23 protein-coding genes are annotated in these 19,383 nt (G+C 37.1%); 18 read left to right on the top strand and 5 right to left on the bottom strand.

Features of this window, described 5'->3' with window-relative positions:
- The first annotated feature begins 69 nt into the window (after positions 1-69).
- The 6 genes from IEV41_RS12330 to IEV41_RS12305 all read left to right on the top strand — a co-directional run bounded on the left by IEV41_RS12330 (position 70) and on the right by IEV41_RS12305 (position 7,491).
- Entirely contained in the window at positions 70-1,017 is a 948-nt protein-coding gene (locus tag IEV41_RS12330; protein WP_188388818.1) for an L-lactate dehydrogenase, read from the top strand.
- A 167-nt stretch (positions 1,018-1,184) separates the two neighbouring features.
- Positions 1,185-2,720, top strand: a complete 1,536-nt coding sequence (locus IEV41_RS12325; RefSeq protein WP_188388817.1) for a rhomboid family protein — start codon at positions 1,185-1,187, stop codon at positions 2,718-2,720.
- A gap of 123 nt (positions 2,721-2,843) precedes the next feature.
- Positions 2,844-4,307: a spore germination protein gene (locus IEV41_RS12320; protein WP_188388816.1), complete on the top strand. Its 1,464-nt coding sequence runs from the start codon at positions 2,844-2,846 to the stop codon at positions 4,305-4,307.
- A 72-nt stretch (positions 4,308-4,379) separates the two neighbouring features.
- Complete coding sequence (locus tag IEV41_RS12315) at positions 4,380-4,586, top strand: YqgQ family protein (RefSeq protein ID WP_229722234.1); 207 nt, start codon at positions 4,380-4,382, stop codon at positions 4,584-4,586.
- Between the two features lie 104 nt (positions 4,587-4,690).
- Positions 4,691-5,749, top strand: coding sequence for a M14 family metallopeptidase (locus IEV41_RS12310; RefSeq protein WP_188388814.1), 1,059 nt, complete (start codon positions 4,691-4,693; stop codon positions 5,747-5,749).
- 110 nt (positions 5,750-5,859) lie between these two features.
- Positions 5,860-7,491: a peptide ABC transporter substrate-binding protein gene (locus IEV41_RS12305; RefSeq protein WP_188388813.1), complete on the top strand. Its 1,632-nt coding sequence runs from the start codon at positions 5,860-5,862 to the stop codon at positions 7,489-7,491.
- 50 nt (positions 7,492-7,541) lie between these two features.
- Here the strand turns inward: IEV41_RS12305 and IEV41_RS12300 are convergent, their stop codons facing one another.
- On the bottom strand, positions 7,542-7,715 hold the full coding sequence (locus IEV41_RS12300; RefSeq protein ID WP_188389260.1) for a DUF2759 domain-containing protein: 174 nt from the start codon (positions 7,713-7,715) through the stop codon (positions 7,542-7,544).
- A gap of 156 nt (positions 7,716-7,871) precedes the next feature.
- Here IEV41_RS12300 and IEV41_RS12295 point away from each other — a divergent pair, with 156 nt between their 5' ends.
- Together IEV41_RS12295 and IEV41_RS12290 are read left to right on the top strand one after the other, a co-directional pair.
- A complete protein-coding gene (locus IEV41_RS12295; protein WP_188388812.1) occupies positions 7,872-8,495 on the top strand; it encodes an MBL fold metallo-hydrolase in 624 nt (207 codons plus the stop codon).
- Between the two features lie 4 nt (positions 8,496-8,499).
- Entirely contained in the window at positions 8,500-9,591 is a 1,092-nt protein-coding gene (locus IEV41_RS12290) for a class I SAM-dependent methyltransferase (protein WP_188388811.1), read from the top strand.
- A 38-nt stretch (positions 9,592-9,629) separates the two neighbouring features.
- Here the strand turns inward: IEV41_RS12290 and IEV41_RS12285 are convergent, their stop codons facing one another.
- Both IEV41_RS12285 and IEV41_RS12280 read right to left on the bottom strand, forming a co-directional pair.
- Positions 9,630-9,866 (bottom strand): DUF2626 domain-containing protein, encoded by a 237-nt coding sequence (locus tag IEV41_RS12285; protein WP_188388810.1) that lies wholly within the window; start codon positions 9,864-9,866, stop codon positions 9,630-9,632.
- Between the two features lie 76 nt (positions 9,867-9,942).
- Positions 9,943-10,647: a helix-turn-helix transcriptional regulator gene (locus IEV41_RS12280; protein WP_188388809.1), complete on the bottom strand. Its 705-nt coding sequence runs from the start codon at positions 10,645-10,647 to the stop codon at positions 9,943-9,945.
- A gap of 159 nt (positions 10,648-10,806) precedes the next feature.
- Between IEV41_RS12280 and comGA the strand changes: the two genes are divergently transcribed.
- The 9 genes from comGA to IEV41_RS12235 are packed head-to-tail and all read left to right on the top strand — an operon-like array spanning position 10,807 to position 15,479.
- Positions 10,807-11,853, top strand: coding sequence for a competence type IV pilus ATPase ComGA (gene comGA, locus IEV41_RS12275; protein WP_444544317.1), 1,047 nt, complete (start codon positions 10,807-10,809; stop codon positions 11,851-11,853).
- Positions 11,850-12,881 carry a competence type IV pilus assembly protein ComGB gene (gene comGB, locus IEV41_RS12270; RefSeq protein WP_188388808.1) on the top strand — a complete coding sequence of 344 codons (1,032 nt, stop codon included), beginning with the start codon at positions 11,850-11,852 and terminating at the stop codon, positions 12,879-12,881. The genes comGA and comGB overlap by 4 nt, the downstream gene beginning before the upstream one ends.
- 17 nt (positions 12,882-12,898) lie before the next feature.
- Positions 12,899-13,204: a competence type IV pilus major pilin ComGC gene (comGC, locus tag IEV41_RS12265; protein ID WP_188388807.1), complete on the top strand. Its 306-nt coding sequence runs from the start codon at positions 12,899-12,901 to the stop codon at positions 13,202-13,204.
- Positions 13,185-13,631: a competence type IV pilus minor pilin ComGD gene (gene comGD / locus IEV41_RS12260; RefSeq protein WP_188388806.1), complete on the top strand. Its 447-nt coding sequence runs from the start codon at positions 13,185-13,187 to the stop codon at positions 13,629-13,631. The genes comGC and comGD overlap by 20 nt, the downstream gene beginning before the upstream one ends.
- Positions 13,615-13,935, top strand: coding sequence for a competence type IV pilus minor pilin ComGE (gene comGE / locus IEV41_RS12255; RefSeq protein ID WP_188388805.1), 321 nt, complete (start codon positions 13,615-13,617; stop codon positions 13,933-13,935). The genes comGD and comGE overlap by 17 nt, the downstream gene beginning before the upstream one ends.
- Positions 13,925-14,359, top strand: coding sequence for a competence type IV pilus minor pilin ComGF (comGF, locus tag IEV41_RS12250; protein ID WP_188388804.1), 435 nt, complete (start codon positions 13,925-13,927; stop codon positions 14,357-14,359). Before comGE ends, comGF begins: the two co-directional genes overlap by 11 nt.
- Positions 14,356-14,733, top strand: a complete 378-nt coding sequence (gene comGG / locus IEV41_RS12245; RefSeq protein ID WP_188388803.1) for a competence type IV pilus minor pilin ComGG — start codon at positions 14,356-14,358, stop codon at positions 14,731-14,733. The genes comGF and comGG overlap by 4 nt, the downstream gene beginning before the upstream one ends.
- Before the next feature lie 3 nt (positions 14,734-14,736).
- On the top strand, positions 14,737-15,249 hold the full coding sequence (locus tag IEV41_RS12240) for a shikimate kinase (protein ID WP_188388802.1): 513 nt from the start codon (positions 14,737-14,739) through the stop codon (positions 15,247-15,249).
- Positions 15,250-15,284: 35 nt separating this feature from the next.
- Positions 15,285-15,479, top strand: a complete 195-nt coding sequence (locus IEV41_RS12235) for a YqzE family protein (RefSeq protein WP_188388801.1) — start codon at positions 15,285-15,287, stop codon at positions 15,477-15,479.
- 92 nt (positions 15,480-15,571) lie between these two features.
- On the opposite strand, the gene IEV41_RS12230 is transcribed toward IEV41_RS12235, so the two are convergent.
- Positions 15,572-16,384 (bottom strand): YqhG family protein, encoded by an 813-nt coding sequence (locus IEV41_RS12230; protein WP_188388800.1) that lies wholly within the window; start codon positions 16,382-16,384, stop codon positions 15,572-15,574.
- Positions 16,371-18,044 carry a DEAD/DEAH box helicase gene (locus IEV41_RS12225; protein ID WP_188388799.1) on the bottom strand — a complete coding sequence of 558 codons (1,674 nt, stop codon included), beginning with the start codon at positions 18,042-18,044 and terminating at the stop codon, positions 16,371-16,373. Before IEV41_RS12225 ends, IEV41_RS12230 begins: the two co-directional genes overlap by 14 nt.
- Before the next feature lie 236 nt (positions 18,045-18,280).
- Between IEV41_RS12225 and gcvT the strand changes: the two genes are divergently transcribed.
- A complete protein-coding gene (gene gcvT / locus IEV41_RS12220) occupies positions 18,281-19,381 on the top strand; it encodes a glycine cleavage system aminomethyltransferase GcvT (RefSeq protein ID WP_188388798.1) in 1,101 nt (366 codons plus the stop codon).
- The last annotated feature ends 2 nt before the right edge of the window (positions 19,382-19,383 follow it).

The raw sequence follows: 19,383 nt of genomic DNA, 5'->3' as shown, positions 1-19,383 counted from the left end.
TATTTCACTGTGTATATGGTATAAAATAAAACGTGTACATACATAACTGATGTGAAAGGCGGAATTAATATGAGAAATGATATTGATCGTGTAGTATTAGTAGGCACTGGTGCAGTCGGTTGTAGCTTTGCTTACGCAATGTTAAATCAAGGAGTAGCAGAAGAGCTAGTCTTAATTGATATAAATGAAGCAAGAGCAGAGGGAGAAGCAATGGATTTAAACCATGGTATTCCATTTGCACCGTCTCCGACGAAAATTTGGAAAGGTACGTATGCAGATTGTAAAGAGGCAGATATTGTTGTTATTACAGCAGGTGCACCTCAGAAGCCGGGTGAAACGCGTTTAGACTTAGTGGAGAAAAACGCAATGATTTTCAAGAAAATGATTGGTGAAATTATGGATAGCGGATTTGATGGTATCTTTGTGATTGCATCAAACCCTGTCGATATTTTAACGTATGTTACATGGAAATTCTCTGGGCTTCCGAAAGAGCGTGTTATTGGCTCTGGAACAATCTTGGATACAGCTCGCCTGCGTTATATGTTAAGCGATTACTTGGACGTAGATGCAAGGAATATCCATGCGTATATTATGGGAGAGCACGGAGATACGGAGTTCCCAGTATGGAGTCATGCTTCAATTGGGGCACAGACGTTAGAAAAGTTTATGGATGCTCATGAACAGTATAATAAAAAAGAATTAGAAAATATTTTTGTGAATGTTCGTGATGCGGCGTACCATATTATTGAACGAAAAGGCGCTACGTATTACGGTATTGGAATGGGCTTATTACGTTTAGTGAAAGCAATTCTACAAAATGAAAATAGTATTTTAACGGTAGCTGCTTATCTAGATGGCGAATACAATCATAAAGACGTCTTTATTGGTGTTCCAGCGGTTGTTAATCGTAACGGTATTCGTGAAATAGTAGAACTGAACTTGTCTACAGAGGAACAAGCAAAGATGGATCATTCGATTAAAGTGTTGAAAGAGACGATGGCACCTGTACTAGATTAAATAGAAGGATAAGATAGGTAAAGCGACACGTATCTCGTAGTAAAATGAGTACGTGTCGCTTTCTTTATGGAGGAGAGGATAAGGAGACGGAGCTAAAACACGGTTATATCTTGTGCTATAATAAAAGGAACAGACCACTGTAGAAGTGGAAGGAAGGGGAGATATAATTGAACGAACAACGAAATACGTTCTTTTGGTCAGTTATCTCTGTACTTGTTTTCAGAAAGAGGTATGAGCTTATTCATGTATCATCTGACCAATCGGAGGCATGGTTGAAACATAAGCAAACAATTGTTAGGTGCAAACGCGACAACATCGAGTTTGGTGCGGTATTACGGAACGATATTTTTGATATGTATGAGCGTCTATATGCGTTTAAGAAAGACAATGCATTACGCAATCTTCAGTGTATCAATACATATATGGTGGCTACGGAGCCGGTAGATGATTATAAAGAAGTAATGGAAAGTGCGTTGACGGAAAAGGATAAGAAACTTGGAGAGATACATCATGAATTAATTGTGACAGATGAGGTAGAGCATAGTGTGCAACAAGCGAAAGAAGTGTACGGATTCTCTGATGAGGATACAGATCACCTTCGCCACCTTCTATCACTAGGAGAAGCAGAAGTGGCGAGAGAATTAGCTACTTATTTAGAAGAGCGTGAGAATAAGCGAAATAGTCTTCTGAATTACGGAAAACCGTTTGTTACGTACTTTTTTATTGCATTGCAAGGATTAATGTTTCTTCTGTTAGAACTAAATGGAGGCAGTACAAATACAGAAACATTGATTAAATACGGTGCGAAATATAATCCGCTTATTGTGGAAGGAGAATGGTGGCGATTCGTGACACCAATTGTCCTTCATATTGGATTTATCCATTTAGCAATGAACACGCTAGCACTTTATTACGTCGGCGCACAAGTGGAGAGGATATTCGGTAATGCCCGTTTCTTATGTATTTATTTATTCTCTGGAATAACGGGAGTACTACTAAGTTTTGCGATGAATGATTCGGTTGCAGCGGGTGCTTCAGGCGCTATTTTTGGATGTTTCGGTGCTTTCTTGTATATTGGTATTAAGTACAGAGATGTGTTGTCAAGATCTGTCATGATGAATGTTATGATGATTATTGGATTAAACATCGGAATCGGAGCTTCTATTTCAGGTATTGATAACTCAGGACATATTGGCGGACTTATTGGTGGTTTTTTAATTGCTATGATTGTGCAAATTCCAAATGAGAAGAAGAATGTTGGGATGCGAGTAGCTCTTTCTATTCTTACGGTGGCACTTGTCATCGGCACTTCAGTGTATGGATTTAAGAACGAGGGCAGACAGTATGAAGCCATCCAGCTAACAGAGCAATTACGAACAGCATTGTCGAATAATAATCAAAAAGAAGCAGAAGAATTGTCCGAGAAGCTTTCGAAATATGAGAAGAAACCGTTAGATGCATACTATTTAGAGGCGTTTATGAACTTACGAAAAGGAGATTACACAAAGGCAAAAGAACAGTTTCTTCATGTAGTAAGTGAGAAAGAAAATTTCGCTCCAGCTTACTATTACTTATCCATTCTCTCTTTAGAAGAGAAGAATGTGAAAGAAGCGAGTGAGTATATTGAAAAAGCGTTAAAATATGATAAAGGTAATAAAGAGTACGAAGCGTTACAAAAAGAGATTAAGCGACTACCATTATAAAGTATGAAGAGGAACGAGGAATGAATAAATCATTTCCTCGTTTTTTTGTTATTGTTGTATGAAAAATATGGAGATGGAAGAACATAAAGGTATGCACAAAGTGAAAATCAAAGGATGATAGGAATGACAAAAGAAAAAAAACAAACACGCTTAGCAAGTACATACGAAGAAAATGTTCATTATTTGAAAGAGCAAATGAGGGTATCGAAGAGTTTTGATGTTATTCATAAAGAAATGGAATACGCAGGAAAGAAAATGAGTTTCTTCTTCGTAGACGGTTTCGTGAAAGATGATATGATGCTCTACATTATGCAAGATTTAGCGAAGTTACGTGTAGGTGATTTACAAGAAGATACGTTACATAAGCTTATTCATTTGTATATCCCTTACGTAGAGGTTGATAAGAATAATGATTTGGACACTATCATTGATAGTGTATTAGCTGGGCAAACAGCGCTCGTTGTTGAAGGCGAACAAGAAATTATTCTTATTGATGCGCGAACATACCCAGTACGTGGCCCGGAAGAGCCTGATTTAGAAAGAGTTGTACGTGGTTCACGTGATGGATTTGTTGAAACAATTATTTTTAATACAGCACTTCTTCGCAGAAGAGTTCGGGATCGTACATTGGTTATGAACTATTTACAAATTGGTAGACGTTCCAAAACAGATGTGTGTGTCTGTTATATTGAGGATATTGCAGATGACGCACTTATAGATAAGGTGAGGAAGTCGCTGGAACTTATTGATGTAGATGGACTACCGATGGCGGATAAGACGATTGAAGAATATATTGCAGGACGCCACTGGAATCCGTATCCGTCCGTTCGATATACGGAAAGACCAGACACAGCCGCTTCGCATTTGTATGATGGCCACGTCTTAATAATTATCGATGGATCACCGAGCGTCATGATCACTCCGACGACATTTTGGCATCATATGCAACATGCAGAAGATTACAGAAATAAACCAATTGTTGGAGCATATCTACGCTTTGTTCGTTTCTTAGCTGTTTTTTCTTCAATCTTTTTCTTGCCGTTTTTTTATTTACTGGCGACAAATCCGAACTTGCTACCAGCAAATTTAGTACAATTTATTCCAACGGACTTTGGAAGTGTTCCGTTAATTGTTCAGCTTATTACGATAGAGCTTGGTATTGATGTACTTCGTATGGCATCGATTCATACTCCTTCGTCGCTCAGCTCTGCACTTGGCTTAGTTGCAGCTGTTGCAGTTGGTGGGGTAGCAGTTGATGTAGGGTTTTATACGGCTGATGTCGTGATGTATTTATCTGTTGCAGCATTAGGTACATTTACGACACCGAGTTACGAGCTTAGCTTAGCAAATCGTATGTTCCGAATTATTTTACTGCTGTTAACAGCGTTCTTCCGAGTAAATGGCTTTGTTATTGGATTTACGCTGTGGATGCTCTATTTAATCCGCATGAAATCATATCAAGTTCCGTATTTATGGCCGTTAGTTCCATTCAATTCACGAGCATTACGAGATATTTTGTTACGTTCTCCAATGCCATTGAAAGATCAACGACCGACTGTCTTGCATCCGAATGATCCTGATCGATGAAAAGAGCGTTTGACGCTCTTTTTGTTTGTACTATAATAGAGAGTAGGAATAATGCAAGGAGGACGAGGTACAGTGAATTCACTATTTGATGTTCAACAATTACTGAAGAAATACGGCACAATTATTTATACGGGAGATCGCCTTGCGGACTTAGATTTAATGGGAGATGAACTGAAAGAATTATATCAAGCGCGTTTGCTAGAAACGAAAGACTATCAGACAGCGGTACTAATCCTTCGTAAACGAATTGCAGAAGAACAAGCGAAATTGAACGCATAAATAGAAAAGACAACGTTAGATTAGCGTTGTCTTTTCTATTTATGTGCTAGGTCTTTTTTATTTTCTCTTTTCATATTAGTAATAATGTTAAAGGAGGAATAACAATGACGAGTGAATGGCTAGAGTATGCACAGATGTATGGCTTACCAGAATGTATATTAGTAGATAGCAACTGTGAGGAAGATGACGATGAATACATACGTATTCCAGGTCACTTAGCTTCAGCAGATGGAGATTTATTTCGTATTTTCACCCCGCTTGTTCGTTACAAAGGTCCGTATACATATGAGCGACTACAAGGGGATATATCGCTATTAAAACGTGTATATCCATTTATGGATGTCCATTCAATCGGGAAAAGTGTACTTGGAAAAGAATTATATGCCCTGCAAATTGGAAATGGGGAAACGAAAGTACATATGAATGCGTCTTTTCATGCAAATGAATGGATGACGTCCTCTCTGTTAATGCGGTTTGTGAATGAATATATGTTAGCACTCACGAATAATGAACAGATGCTAGGGACAGATGCAATGCATTTGTACGAGAATATCACGCTTCACATTGTACCGATGGTAAATCCTGATGGGGTAGACTTAGTCATTAATCAAGGTGCTACAACCGGAACAGATATGGATAGATTACATGCAATTAACAATGCAGATGATGACTTTACATGGTGGAAAGCAAATGTGAATGGAGTAGATTTGAATAATCAGTTTCCGGCAAAATGGGATATTGAGAAAGAGCGTAAAATTCCGAAAACATATGCTCCGAGAGATTATCCAGGAGATGAACCGTTATCAGAACCAGAAGCACTTGCAATGGCCGAAGTAGCATATAGAGAACAATTTGATATGTTAGTTGCCTTACATAGTCAAGGGAAAGAAATATATTGGGGCTATGAGGGCTATGAGCCGACGTATGCAGGAGAGATAGTAGAGGAAATGGAGCGAGTAAGTGGATATAAAGCCATCCAAAACATTGATAGTCATGCGGGATATAGAGATTGGTTCATTCAAGAATTTGGGCGTCCTGGTTTTACGATTGAAGTGGGGAAAGGAATCAATCCGCTTCCTTTATCGACATTTGACTCTACTTATGCAGAGTGTCGAAATATATTACTAGCGAGTATGTATACGGCATTAAAGACGTCATTTTGATAATTAAATAGAAGAAAAATAAAAAATATTCAAAATTATATTTTAAATATTCTAAAAATTTAGTAAAATACTGGATAAGCACTTCGATTAACAATAAGGGAGGCACTAGGATGAAGCGGAATTATATGAAATTAGTAGTTTTTATGCTTATTTGTAGTTTGTTTATTGCTGCTTGTGGCAAAGAAGAGGCTGGAAAGAAAGAAACAGCAAGTGATGGGAAGAAAGTATTACGATTGCTAGAAATGTCTGAACTTCCATCACTCGACTCCTCCATTTCAACAGATGGAGTATCCTTCCGTGTATTTAACAACGTAATGGAAGGTTTATATCGCTTAGATAAGGATAACAAGCCTGTTGAAGGTATGGCTGAAAGTGTGCAAGTAAGTGATGATAAGAAGACGTATACATTTAAGCTACGCGATGCAAAATGGTCAAATGGTGAGCCTGTAATGGCAAAAGATTTTGTGTTTTCATGGAAACGTGCAGTAGATCCTGCTACAAAATCTGAATATGCGTTTATTCTATTTGGTGTAAAAAATGGTGAGAAAGTAAATAAAGGAGAGCTCCCATTAGACCAGTTAGGCGTTAAAGCACAAGATGACCGTACGTTAGTAGTAGAATTAGAGAATCCGATTCCTTATTTCTTAGAGTTAATGGCGTTCCCGACGTTCTTCCCACTTAACGAGAAATTCATAAAGGAAAAAGGGAAAAACTATGGTTTAGAAGTAGAGCACTTAATTTATAATGGTCCGTTTGTTTTATCAGAATGGAAACATGAGGAGAGCTTTACATTTAAGAAAAATGATGGCTATTGGGATAAGGCTACTGTTAAGTTAGACGAAATTCAATTCAAAATTGTAAAAGATATTGCAGCAGGAGTAAATTTATACAATACAGATGAAGTAGATCGTGCGAACATTTCGGCAGAGTTCGTAGATTCGTATAAAGGGAAACAAGAATATTATTCAGAATCAGAAGCTAGGCAGTATTTCATTCGATTTAATCAAAAAGCAAGTGACGTGATGAAAAATCAGAAGGCGCGTATGGCAATGAGTTTAGCGTTTGATAAAGAAGCAATCGCTAGTCAAATTTTGAATAACGGTTCACAAGCTACATATGGGCTTGTTCCAAAAGGTTTCTCAAAAGGACCAGATGGTAAAGACTTCCGTGAAACAGTTGGTGACTTGAATAAAATGGATCTTAATAAGGCGAAGTCACTTTGGGAAGAAGCGAAGAAAGAATTAGGGAAATCAGAGGTCAAAATTGAATTAATGAACTATGATGATAGCGACAACAAGAAAATTGGTGAATATTTGAAAGGACAATTAGAGAAGAATTTAGTAGGATTAACGGTAGACTTGAAACAAATGCCATACAAGCAAAAACTTAAATTGGAAGAAACGATGCAATACGAGGCATCATTAGGCCGTTGGGGACCTGACTATCCAGACCCGATGACATACCTTGAATTATTCATTTCATCTTCTAGTATGAATGAGATGGGGTATTCGAATCCTAAGTATGATGATTTAATTGCTAAGTCGAAATCAGAGCTATTAACAGATCCTGCTGCTCGTTATAAAGCAATGCAAGAGGCAGATAAGATTTTACTTGAAGATGCAGCTATTTTACCAGTGTATCAATTTGGTCAATCTTACTTGCAAAAGCCATATGTAAAGGATATTGCAAAGCATATGATTGGCGGAGATTACTCGTATAAGTGGGCTGATATTAAGAAATAAATGTAAAAAATGCTAGTGAAGGAGTTACTTCACTAGCATTTTTTGTGTGATTAATGTGTTGGCGGATAACCGTTGTTTAATACAGTCATAATTACGAACCAGCCAAATGTTACAACGCTTGCAAATCCAAAGCCAGCGCCGATGAAGTTTTTGTCTTTTAGCGTTTTAAGTGTACCTACTAAGCTAAGAACAGTAACAAGTGCTAAAATAATAACTAATCCCATCATACATCCCCCTTGTCTTTTTCCTCCTATGTATGTTAGAGAATAGGATATTCACTACTATTCTATCTAGTTTAGAGAAAAAAGTCGAGTTGGAAGGATGCAAATAAGACGGTTCTTTTGTATGATAAAAGAAAAAGAAGTGTTGGAGGAAACGAAATGAAAATCAAAACGATGTCATTAGGCCCAATTCAAACGAATGCCTATATTATAAGCAATGATAAAAAAGAATGTATTATTGTCGATCCAGGTGACGAAGGAAGACGTGTGAATCGATATATACGAGAGAATGAATTGAAGCCACTTGCTATCCTATTAACACACGCTCACTTTGATCATATTGGAGCGGTAGACGATGTGCGTCAAGCTTGGAATATCCCTGTCTATGTTCATGAGTATGAACAAGAATGGTTGGGGAATCCGAAATATAATGGTTCTGCTTTCTTCGGTTTACCTCCTGTTGTTATGAAAGATGCCGATGAGGTGATGAAGGAAGAGATGACTTTAACAATTGGTGATTTCGTATTGGATGTGCTTCATACACCAGGTCATTCACCAGGAAGTGTGACCTATTACTTGAAAGAAGCAAATGCAATCTTCTCAGGGGATATTCTCTTCTATAGTGGAGTTGGGCGAACAGATTTACCAGGTGGAAGCTTTGACACGTTGCAAGAGAGTATTCAAGATAAATTATACGTGTTACCAGAAGAAACAATTGTTTATAATGGTCATGGCCCAGAAACAACAATTGGTTTTGAAAAAATGAATAATCCATACGTGTAAATAAATGAAGATACAAGAGGTACTACAAGGGATCATAGAGGAGAAAGGTGCTATAACATATGAAGAATATATGGGGCATGTGTTATATCATCCAACGCTTGGTTACTACAACAAAGAGTGTACGAAAATAGGGGCATCTGGGGATTTTATTACGACAAGTAATGTGTCGGGTGTATTTGCCCAAATGATTGCACGTTTCTTTTATAAGGTTGTGCAGGATGGACTTCTTCCTCCTGTTGTATGTGAAATTGGAGGTGGAACAGGAAAGTTTGCCTTCGATTTTGTTCAAGAATGGAAGAGATTAACGGATGAAAGGCTAACATATATCATTATTGAAACGAGTCCTCATCATCGTCAGTTGCAACGAGAGCGACTAGGAGAAGAAGTTATTCAATATAGTTCATTAGAAGAATTATCAACAGAGATAGAAGGGTTTGTCTTCTCAAATGAGTTGTTTGATGCGTTTCCTGTTCATGTGATTGAGAAACGTAATGGGAATCTATATGAAATAATGATTTCATTCAATGAACAGCAAGAATTCATAGAGATACCGAAAAAGCTAGAGCATCCAGAAATTAGCGCTTATTTGCATACGTATCATATTGAATTGGAAGAGGGACAACGCTTTGAAATTCCGTTGTTAATGGAGAAATATATTCAGAAATTGAGTAGGTATATTTCGAAGAGTCTTGTGATGACGATTGATTATGGATATACATTTGAAGAGTGGCAACAACCGTATCATCGTGACGGAAGTTTACGTGGCTATTATAAACATCAAATGGTGACAAATCCGCTTTTACATCTAGGTGAGATGGATTTGACGACACATATTCATATAGATATGCTGAAAGAAGAAGGAAATCGAGTTGGATTAACATATATAGGGGAATGGAATCAGCGTGATTTCTTGCTTCGTATTGGTATTTTGCAGTATCTGCAAGAACACCATGACTCAAATCCATTCTCAGAAGCGAGTAAACGAAATAGAGCGATCCGTTCACTTGTTATGTCAGATGGAATGAGTCCTTATTTTCGAGTGATGCTTCAACAGAAAAATATGAATGTATCAATTAATACATACATGCCATCATAACGAAAAAAAGGTAGCGTCATCGCTACCTTTTTTTGCTCTTAATGACCAGTTGTCATGAAGAAAGTTGTATAATACGTAAATCCAATGAAAAATACCGTTAAATAAGCACCGAACACATAAATATACATGCGTTCTGTTAATTTTAAGTAACTCAATAGAACGAAGAAACCTGTTTGACCAAGGAAAACTAGAGCAGTATCATACATCCCCCCTATATAAAACATGATTGCAAAGATACCAGTCCAAAATCCTAATACTCGAAACATACGATCCATGAGTATCCCCCCTTTTTGTTGAACTTATAGCAATCCCTTTTTCATTATATAGTAATTTTTCGTTTATTGTAAATATTTATACCTGAGATATAAAAGCCTTATATGTGCAAGATTTGCATCCTTTTATCATATTGTCCCCTTCTATTAGTGAAACAGTATCAAATAAAGCTTCGAAAATTCCACGTAAAAGAGATATATGCATCTGGCACACATTTCCTGGGTGCTCTGTGGCACACTCTTTGAACGGACAATTACATAATTCAAAGGAGATAATATCATTGTTTTCGTCTGTATGGAAAACGGATTGAATGCCCGCACTTTTTGCTGCATTTTTTAAGATAGAGAACTTTTGTTCAAAGGTTAATGTTTCTTTCGCATATCCATAGTAAGCAATCTCTTGTTGCATTAGCGTTTTGCCGAATTCTTTTCCTGTCGCATACAAAGCTTGAATACCGGCATCACCTAGTGACATAAGTGCTTGCAACGTGATTTTGGATAGTAAATGATAGTCACGGTACGGGAATGTCAGTTGAACAAGTTCTTCTGATAAGCGATAAAATTTACCTGGTCTGCCACCTTTTCCAGATTTTTTTGTTTCGGATACGAGCATATTTACGTCTGTTAATTTCGTTAAGTGCAATCTTGCGACGTTTGGGTGAATGTTGAATTCTTCTGCAACTTCACATACTGTTACTTCATCGCCTTTATTTGTAACATAATGATAGATATGGAATCTAGTTGGATCGGATAATACATTTGTCACTTTTAATGTGTGTTTCATGTTCTCTCTCCTAATTTCTACTGTGATAATGTTATTATAGTATAGAAAAAAGACGTATGTTATTTTTTGTAAAGATGTTAACAAAAAGTTCATAAATTCCTCTTTAAAACGATGATAGAATAAAGGTGTAGTACATCATTAAAGGAGAGGAGAGTAATAGTGGAAGAAACAATCGAACAAATGAGTGATTTAATTTTGAACGAAGCATGGCGACGTCGAGCAAGTGATATTCACTTCATTATTGGTGCGAATGAAGGAATGGTAAAGTACAGAATAGACGGGGAGTTACTTCTGTATAAAAAGCTCGATAAAGTACTATGTAGACGCCTTATCTCACATTTTAAATTTTTGGCGGCGATGGATATAGGAGAACAGCGTAGGCCACAAGGTGGTACATTAACAGTTCAACTACAAGAAGATATTCTTCAACTTCGGTTATCCACGTTACCAAATGCCTCGGAAGAAAGCCTTGTGCTCCGCATACATCCTCAAAACAAACGAACACCCCTCACAAAACTTTCTTTATTTCCGCGAAGTATCCATACGTTATCTTCATTTCTACATCATTCTCATGGCCTGCTCATTCTAACAGGAGCAACGGGTTGTGGGAAGACGACAACTGTTTATTCCTTATTAGAAGAAGTAGCAAAACGACGAGCGTGTAATATCATTACGCTAGAAGATCCAATTGAGCAACGAAATGAAACGTTTATCCAGGTTCAAGTAAATGAGAAAGCTGGAATCAACTTTCAAACAGGATTACGTGCCATTCTTAGACATGATCCTGATATCGTTATGATTGGAGAAATCCGGGATGAGTATACAGCAAAAATAGCTATCCAAGCATCATTAACTGGTCATCTTGTTTTGACCACGTTACATACACATCATACAAAGGGCGCTATTTATCGATTGATGGAACTTGGTATTTCTCTGCATGATATCGAGCAAACGTTAGTAGGCATTGTGTCACAACGATTGGTAAAAGTCATTTGTCCATATTGCGGAGAGGAATGTTCATTGTATTGCCAAGCGAGGGATAGTAGAAGGCTTGGAGTTTATGAAATATTATATGGATATAATTTAAAACAAGTGATTCGAGAAGCAAGAGGAGAAGAAGTGACGTATTCGTATATGACGTTACCTCGATTACTGAGAAAAGCATACGGGTTAGGTTATGTCACAGATGGTGAGATAATGGTATGAAGAAGCAAATATGGAAACTAAAAGACCAAGCCCTTTTTTTACAGCGTCTCGGTGATTTGTTAGGCAAAGGATATTCGTTATTACAAGCGTTAGAATTTTTACACCTACAGATGTCACTGAGAGAGCAACAACAACTAATGAAAAGTGTTGATGAATTAAAGAAAGGAGCAGCTTTACACGATGTATTAAAGGAGCTTTACTTTCATCGTGACGTATTAGCGTACTTCTTCTATGCGCATAATCACGGCGATTTATCGTTTGCATGTAAGAGGGCAGCGCTTATTTTGCAAAAGAAAGTAGCGTATCAAACGCAGTTGTCAAAAATAGCTCGATATCCACTTTTCCTCGTTACGTTTCTCTTTTTTATCCTTCTGTTTTTTAACATGATTTTATTGCCACAGTTTCAAACCTTATTTGAAACGATGAACGTTTCTACCTCATCTTTTACAGTCGTTGTGTTTTTTCTACTACGTACATTTCCTTCCATGTTTGTTATTTTTATTGTTTTTCTTCTTTTGTTTCTCCTCTACTACCACTATTTCTTTTGTAAGCTTCCACAAAAACAACAAGTACAGTACAAATTATTAATTCCATATGTAAGAACAATTGTAAGAATCATGTACACTTATTACTTTTCCAGCCAATTTAGCAGTTTGCTTCAAGGGGGATTGTCTGTCACGGAATCGTTAGCGATTATGAATAAGCAACGACATCATACATTCTTTCGTGAAGAGGCGAAAGAGTTAATGGAGTTACTGAAGGAGGGAAGAGATTTCTCTGAGTTAATGGCTAATAGAACGTATTATGAACAAGATATTTCGTATATTATTGCACACGGACAAGCAAATGGTACGTTAAGTATCGAGTTAGAAGATTATAGTGAGTATTTATTAGAGAAGTTAGAACAAAAATTAAAGGCTGGGATGGCAGTTATTCAACCAGTTGTATATGGGTCGATTGCTGTTATTGTCATCATGGTGTACATTGCGATGCTTATCCCAATGTTTCAATTATTAGGATCTATTTAATGAGCGGGGGAAAAGAAATGAAGAATGAAAACGGATTCACTCTGATTGAAATGATGATTGTTATGCTAATTATTGCGGTTCTACTAATTATTATGATACCAAATGTACTGACACAGCAAAATGCGGTTGAGAAAAAAGGGTGTGAGGCGTATATAAAAACGGTAGAGGCACAAGTACAGGCATACCGACTAGAACATAATGAAATTCCATCAATGGAGCAATTAGTAACAGGGAAATACGTAAAAGAATCAACATGTCCAGATGGGAGTACTATTACGATATCCAGCGAAGGAGTCGTCTCTGGTGCAAAGCGTAAACAATAATAAAGGTTTTACTTTTGTAGAAATGCTTCTTGTCTTATTTATTGTTTCTGTTGTCAGTAGCTTTGTATTTGTTAATATTTCAACGGCATATGATAAGAGGAAAATCGATCATTTTATGGAGCAGTTTTATATTGATTTATTATATACACAAGAATATGCAATGAGCCATTATGTAGATATGAAGGTGCATCTGCGAGATGGACATTATGAGATTAGAGGCAGTTCGTATGCAGGTCCAACGATTTTAAAGCGTACGTATGATGATGGTATTCAAGTTGATGTCATGACAATGCAAAATCCCATCGTGTTCAAGCCTTCTGGAAATATTGAAAGGGCTGGTTCATTATTTGTCGGATATAAAGGTAGTCGTTTTAAAGTGGTTTTTCAACTCGGAAGAGGTAGGGTCTACTATGAGAAAATCAGATAAAGGTTTTACTCTTTTAGAAGTACTGATATCTTTTAGTATCGTCATTTTGTTGACTGCGTTTATTTTACCAGCTTTTACGTTACTCTTAGTGGAACGAAAGAATAATACAGCACAACATGCAGCGAATGTGTTGTTACAAGAGAAAATGCATGAATATATGTTAAACAGAGCAGTTACAGAAGAAAAAGATGTCATTAATGGCGTGGAGTATGTTGTGTCCTGGGATGAAGTGAGTATATCGATTGAATGGACAGATTTACTTGGCAGAAAGAAAAGGAAAGGAAGAACGATTAGTGAATACTAAAGGTTTTACTTTATTAGAATCATTATTAGCACTCTCCATTACAATTGTAATTGTGTCCCTTCTTCCATTGTTCATTCAATTGCTTCACAATGATTTTCAAAAGAAGGAGGGATTACATATGTTTGAATGGGAAATTTTTTTGCAGCAAGCACAAATGGAGTTACGAGGCTCACAAAAAGTAACGGTGAGTACGAATGATTTGTTGTTTATAGGAAAAGAAGGTGAACGAATAATGTATGAAAAGAAAAATGGTAAGTTGCGAAGAAGGGTAAACGGAGCGGGGCATGAAGTGTTGTTACAACATGTTGATACAATCCGATTCATTCCGATTGAACAAGGGATTATTATTAAAGTGGTGGATACAACAAAGCACGTATATAAGCGAGTCATTACTCATATGGGGACAGTGGAGATGATTCGTTGATACGAAGTGAACGAGGGTTTATTTTACCAATGACGGTCATAAGTGTAACAATTTTTATGCTTTTTGTGATTCATCAAGCAAATATGTATATAACAGAGAAACGGTTCTATAAAGAAAGCGAAGAGATAGTGGAATTGGATTATTTAATGCAACAAGCTGTTAGTGATGCGAAGCAATTGTTACAAGTTGAACAAAACAGTGCGAAAGTAGAATATACGAAGGAGTTTCAAGAAGGGACGGCACATATACAAGCAGAGTTAATAGAGACTTCTTTTCGTGTTCGTGTGGAATGTCGAACTATTAACGAGCGGAAATATATTGTACGATATATATACGATCCAGAGGCGGATAAGATTACAAATTGGAGGGAGTAGGAAATGGAGAAACAACGAACGATATTTTTGACCGGATTTATGGGAGCTGGAAAAACAACAGTTGGACAAGCGTTAAGTAAAGAGTTAGGAATGAATGTTATTGATACAGATCAGTACATTGAGCAGCAACAACAAAAAAGTATTAAAGATATTTTTGCTGAAGAAGGAGAGGGGCAGTTCCGTCGTTATGAACGTGAAGTATTACAGCTTCTGCCGAAGGAGGATACAATTATAACGACTGGCGGAGGAATGGTTATTCAGTCGTGTAATCGGGAGTATATGATGACTTCAGGTTATGTTGTATATTTACATTGTGACTGGGAGTTACTACTATCACGCTTACAACAGGACACAACACGTCCACTCGCAGGACCAGATGTACATCGTATAAATGAATTGTACAAGAGTCGTCATTCTTTTTATGAAGAAGCAGACTATATCATTAATACAACAGATAAAACAGTGGAAGAAATCGTCCAGCAGTTAACAGAATGGATTGAAAAAACATGGGTATAATGTAGGTATAATCTATTTTTCATGGTGGTGAAAGAATGAAAACAAATGATTATGTCAAATACATGACGCAGCAATTTGTCACATATATTGATAGCCCGAAGGAAGTACGTAAACAAAAGCGCCAAGTAAAGAAGAGCGAAAAAGAAGCTTTCGCAAATCGTTGGTTTGGTGTATTACCGCTGGGTATGTCACTTATGTATAGACGATATAGGGATAAGAAAGATGCATAGAGGTATATGTACAATAAAAGAGTTAGCATAGACAAATAGAATGGTCTATGCTAACTCTTTTTTGTTGATGAAGGAAGCTTGAAAATGGTTATTCATGCTTCCTTCATTAAACAAACTTGCGTAGACGGTTCTGTTAAATAAAATAATCCACCATTTATAACTGATATATGAATCTTCGGTTCGTACTGCTCTTTCAAAGCACTTTTCTCGATATGATAACTTTCTGGGAGTTCCTCTAATCCTTCATAAAACTTCTCTAATAATTGTAAGTCGTGTTCCCACCTGTTGCGGGCTTCGTCTGCCCATATGTGTTCTTCGCTTTCTAACATGGATGTGAGTAAATCTTCAATACGCTTTATACCGCTTTGTGGTTTGATAAATGGCGATAGTGTAAAGCAGAAATCAGGTATTTTCGGTGAGAAAGAGAGCGTGTGTAATGTGTCATAAAATGACTTGATAATTCTACCGCTAAGTAGATGTATACCAAATGAATAAAGTATATCTTTCTTTCTGTCACATTGATACGATACTTTCATGTTCAGCAAAATCCACGGATGGAGTGGTGTGTTGTTCGTAATGTTTCTTGCTTCTTCGAAAAGGCGTATATGTCCACCGAGTTCTTGCACGACAGTGAAAATTTGATGAAGTCGTGTGGAGCCATAATGGATTGTTTCACCTTGGATGTCATCCGGTACGTCGTTTGGATTTGTGATAAAGCTTAGTTTCATTGGATTTGGAGTCCCACCTGTTTTCTCTAAGTAATGCCAGTAGAACGGGCGATTCATAAGTTTCTTATCCATATCCATGGTTAGTTGGACATCTAATCCATGCGGGTTAGATGTCACATCACATTCAGTCGTGGTAAAAAATCGATTTAAATAATGGTGGATATCATGTTGTTGCATAGTGTTCTTCCTCTCCATCTGATTTTGCGGCTAGTTCGATAATTGAAGTTAAATTATCCATTTTGATTTTGAGTTCTCTTTCGCTAGCGGAATGATGGAAAATGTCATGTAAATAATCTTCAATATTTTTCATATCAATTTTTGTGAGAATATCGTCAAGCTCTCCTACGACACGTTCGAATAATTGAATTTTCTCATAGAGCAGCTTCAAAATATATTCCTCGATTGTATGCTTTGTCGCTAAGTTATAAATATGAACATCCTCTTTCTGACCGAGACGATGAATACGACCAATCCGTTGTTCAAGTCGCATCGGATTCCATGGAAGATCGTAGTTAATCATCCGGCTACAAAATTGTAAGTTAATCCCTTCACCACCAGCTTCCGTTGCAATTAATACTTGTGCGCGGTGTTGGAATAGTTCTTTCATCCAATCTTTCTTTCCGCGTTTGAAGCCACCACGGAATGGTACAGATGTAATGCCGTGTTGCTGCAAGAACCATTGTAGGAACATTTGTGTTGCACGATATTCTGTGAAAATAATGACTTTGTCGTCGATTTCTTTAATTAACTCTAATACCTTTTGTGCTTTTGTATTATGTGGAATGACGTTAATGGCTTCCATAATACGCGGAATGAATGCATCTGTATTTTCCTCGTTCTTCTCAAGCATTTTTTTAATAGAAAAGTAAACGGCTTCTCGACTACTACATGCTTCTCGTTGAAATGTGAGGAAGGAGAAAGCAGACGATAGTGTATGGCCTTTTGACTTCTTCCATTGTTCAATTAATTGATAGAGCTGTCGTTCTTCCTCGTTAAATTCTACTAAAACGGTATGGACGTGTCGTTTTGGCCAATCAATACCTGTATCGCCACGACGATTTCGTACCATGACTTTATTAATTAATTCTTTCAAATGATCTTCATTCTGGACAGAGCGCTTCTTCGCTCTGTAGTATTCTTCAAAGTTCGATTGATTGCCAAGATGTCCAGGTTTTAGAAGCGATACTAAGTTGAAAATTTCTTCTACCCTGTTTTGAATTGGTGTGGCAGTTAAGAGTAGGCAAAATTTCTTCTTTAGTAGCTGAACGAATTCATAGTTTCGTGTCTTATTGTTTTTTAATTTATGAGCTTCATCAATGATAATTAAGTCATAGTTAATATTTAAAATGATGTCACGGTGTGGATTCCGCTTCGCTGTATCGATAGAGGATACAACAACATCGCATTCTTCCCATACGTATCCCTTCTTGTGAGGAACAGCAGGAATATAAAACTTTTTATTTAGTTCGTATGCCCATTGTGAGACGAGAGAGGCAGGAACGAGTATTAATACTTTTTTCACGAGTTTCCGAATCATATATTCTTTTAAGATAAGCCCAGCTTCAATTGTTTTGCCAAGACCTACTTCATCTGCCAAAATCGCTTTTCCGTTCATTTTTTCGATAACAGTCGTCGCGACTTCTAACTGATGAGGAAGCGGTGTTAAATCTGATAAGTGTGTAGGCGCTAGTAGTCCTTCGAATGTAGGTACTGCAAGCTGATTTTCGGTTTCATAGGCTAATTGGAATAAGTCCCAATGTGCCCAAGGGCTATCATCTTCTACTCGTTTTAAGAAATTCTCGTGCCATGAGCGGTCGAATGAAATGTGAACGTTCACGACATAACACCTACCTTTCTTTCGTGTTTTGCCAAGTTGCTATCATTGGATAAAGTCATAAATTAATGTTAGGATAGAATAGTAATGGAACGTGACAGCAACTATCGTATCGTTGCCTGTTAGTGTATCCAATTTGTTGGAAAATATATGTATAAGAGATGATAGAAAATTCTTGATAGGAAAAGACATTACATGTAATCTCTTATATGTACAGATATATAAAGGGGGAGTATAGATTGACTACTTTATTGCGCACACCATTATTCGATGAGTACAAAAAATTAGGTGCAAAGACAATCGACTTTGGTGGTTGGGAATTACCTGTTCAATTTTCAAGTATTAAAGAAGAGCATGAAGCAGTAAGAGGAACTGCTGGTCTGTTTGATGTTTCTCATATGGGTGAAATTGATGTAAAGGGAGCAAATAGTTTAACATTCTTACAAAAAATAATGACGAACGATGTTTCATTGTTACACGATGGTATGGCACAATATAGTGCAATGTGTTATGAGGGTGGCGGTACTATTGATGATTTATTAATCTACAAAAAATCTGACCATCATTATTTATTAGTAGTCAATGCTTCAAATATTGAAAAAGATTATGCATGGTTAGCATCGCATGTAGAAGGTGATGTGCATGTTACAAATATATCAAATGATGTTGCGCAACTTGCGGTACAAGGTCCACTTGCGCTTGAAATCGTGCAAACATTGACGTCTGAAAATTTGATTGATATTAAATATTTCAAATTTAAAGACGGTGTTGACGTAGCAGGTAAGCAAGTATTAGTATCTCGCACGGGCTATACAGGAGAAGATGGTGTCGAGATTTATTGTGACAGCAAAGATGCTGCATTCTTATGGGCAACTATTCTGGAAGCTGGTAAAGACAAAGGCTTAGTACCATGTGGACTAGGTGCGCGTGATACACTTCGCTTTGAATCGACGTTACCGTTATATGGCCAAGAGTTATCAAAGGATATTACACCAATTGAAGCTGGAATTGGATTTGCGGTAAAGACAAACAAAGAATGTGATTTCTTCGGAAAAGAAGTGTTAAAAAAGCAAAAAGAAGAAGGCGCAACGCGTAAACTTGTCGCAATTGAAATGCAGGAACGCGGAATCCCACGTCATGGTTACGATGTAGTAATTGGCGAGATGAAAGTTGGAGAAGTGACAACAGGTACACAAATTCCAACGACGAAGCGTAACATCGGACTAGTTCTTATCGATGTAGCACATGTAGCACTTGGGACAGAAGTAGACGTTCTTATTCGTAATAAAAAGGCGAAAGCTGTAGTAGTAGAAAAACCATTTTATAAGCGTCCGAAGTAAAA

Origin of the sequence: Priestia taiwanensis (genome assembly GCF_014638355.1) — a bacterium.
In the GTDB taxonomy this organism is placed as follows: domain Bacteria; phylum Bacillota; class Bacilli; order Bacillales; family Bacillaceae_G; genus Priestia_D; species Priestia_D taiwanensis.
The sequence above is the reverse complement of the archived record's forward strand: the minus strand, read 5'-3'. Positions and strand labels throughout refer to the sequence as shown.

Bases quoted from the DNA above. Each gene is read 5' to 3' on its own strand.
- IEV41_RS12330 (WP_188388818.1), top strand. From the start codon at position 70: ATGAGAAATGATATTGATCGTGTAGTATTAGTAGGCACTGGTGCAGTC.
- IEV41_RS12320 (WP_188388816.1), top strand. From the start codon at position 2,844: ATGACAAAAGAAAAAAAACAAACACGCTTAGCAAGTACATACGAAGAA.
- IEV41_RS12310 (WP_188388814.1), top strand. From the start codon at position 4,691: ATGACGAGTGAATGGCTAGAGTATGCACAGATGTATGGCTTACCAGAA.
- IEV41_RS12305 (WP_188388813.1), top strand. From the start codon at position 5,860: ATGAAGCGGAATTATATGAAATTAGTAGTTTTTATGCTTATTTGTAGT.
- IEV41_RS12300 (WP_188389260.1), bottom strand. From the start codon at position 7,715: ATGGGATTAGTTATTATTTTAGCACTTGTTACTGTTCTTAGCTTAGTA.
- IEV41_RS12295 (WP_188388812.1), top strand. From the start codon at position 7,872: ATGAAAATCAAAACGATGTCATTAGGCCCAATTCAAACGAATGCCTAT.
- IEV41_RS12290 (WP_188388811.1), top strand. From the start codon at position 8,500: ATGAAGATACAAGAGGTACTACAAGGGATCATAGAGGAGAAAGGTGCT.
- IEV41_RS12285 (WP_188388810.1), bottom strand. From the start codon at position 9,866: ATGGATCGTATGTTTCGAGTATTAGGATTTTGGACTGGTATCTTTGCA.
- IEV41_RS12280 (WP_188388809.1), bottom strand. From the start codon at position 10,647: ATGAAACACACATTAAAAGTGACAAATGTATTATCCGATCCAACTAGA.
- comGB (WP_188388808.1), top strand. From the start codon at position 11,850: ATGAAGAAGCAAATATGGAAACTAAAAGACCAAGCCCTTTTTTTACAG.
- comGC (WP_188388807.1), top strand. From the start codon at position 12,899: ATGAAGAATGAAAACGGATTCACTCTGATTGAAATGATGATTGTTATG.
- comGE (WP_188388805.1), top strand. From the start codon at position 13,615: ATGAGAAAATCAGATAAAGGTTTTACTCTTTTAGAAGTACTGATATCT.
- IEV41_RS12240 (WP_188388802.1), top strand. From the start codon at position 14,737: ATGGAGAAACAACGAACGATATTTTTGACCGGATTTATGGGAGCTGGA.
- IEV41_RS12235 (WP_188388801.1), top strand. From the start codon at position 15,285: ATGAAAACAAATGATTATGTCAAATACATGACGCAGCAATTTGTCACA.
- IEV41_RS12230 (WP_188388800.1), bottom strand. From the start codon at position 16,384: ATGCAACAACATGATATCCACCATTATTTAAATCGATTTTTTACCACG.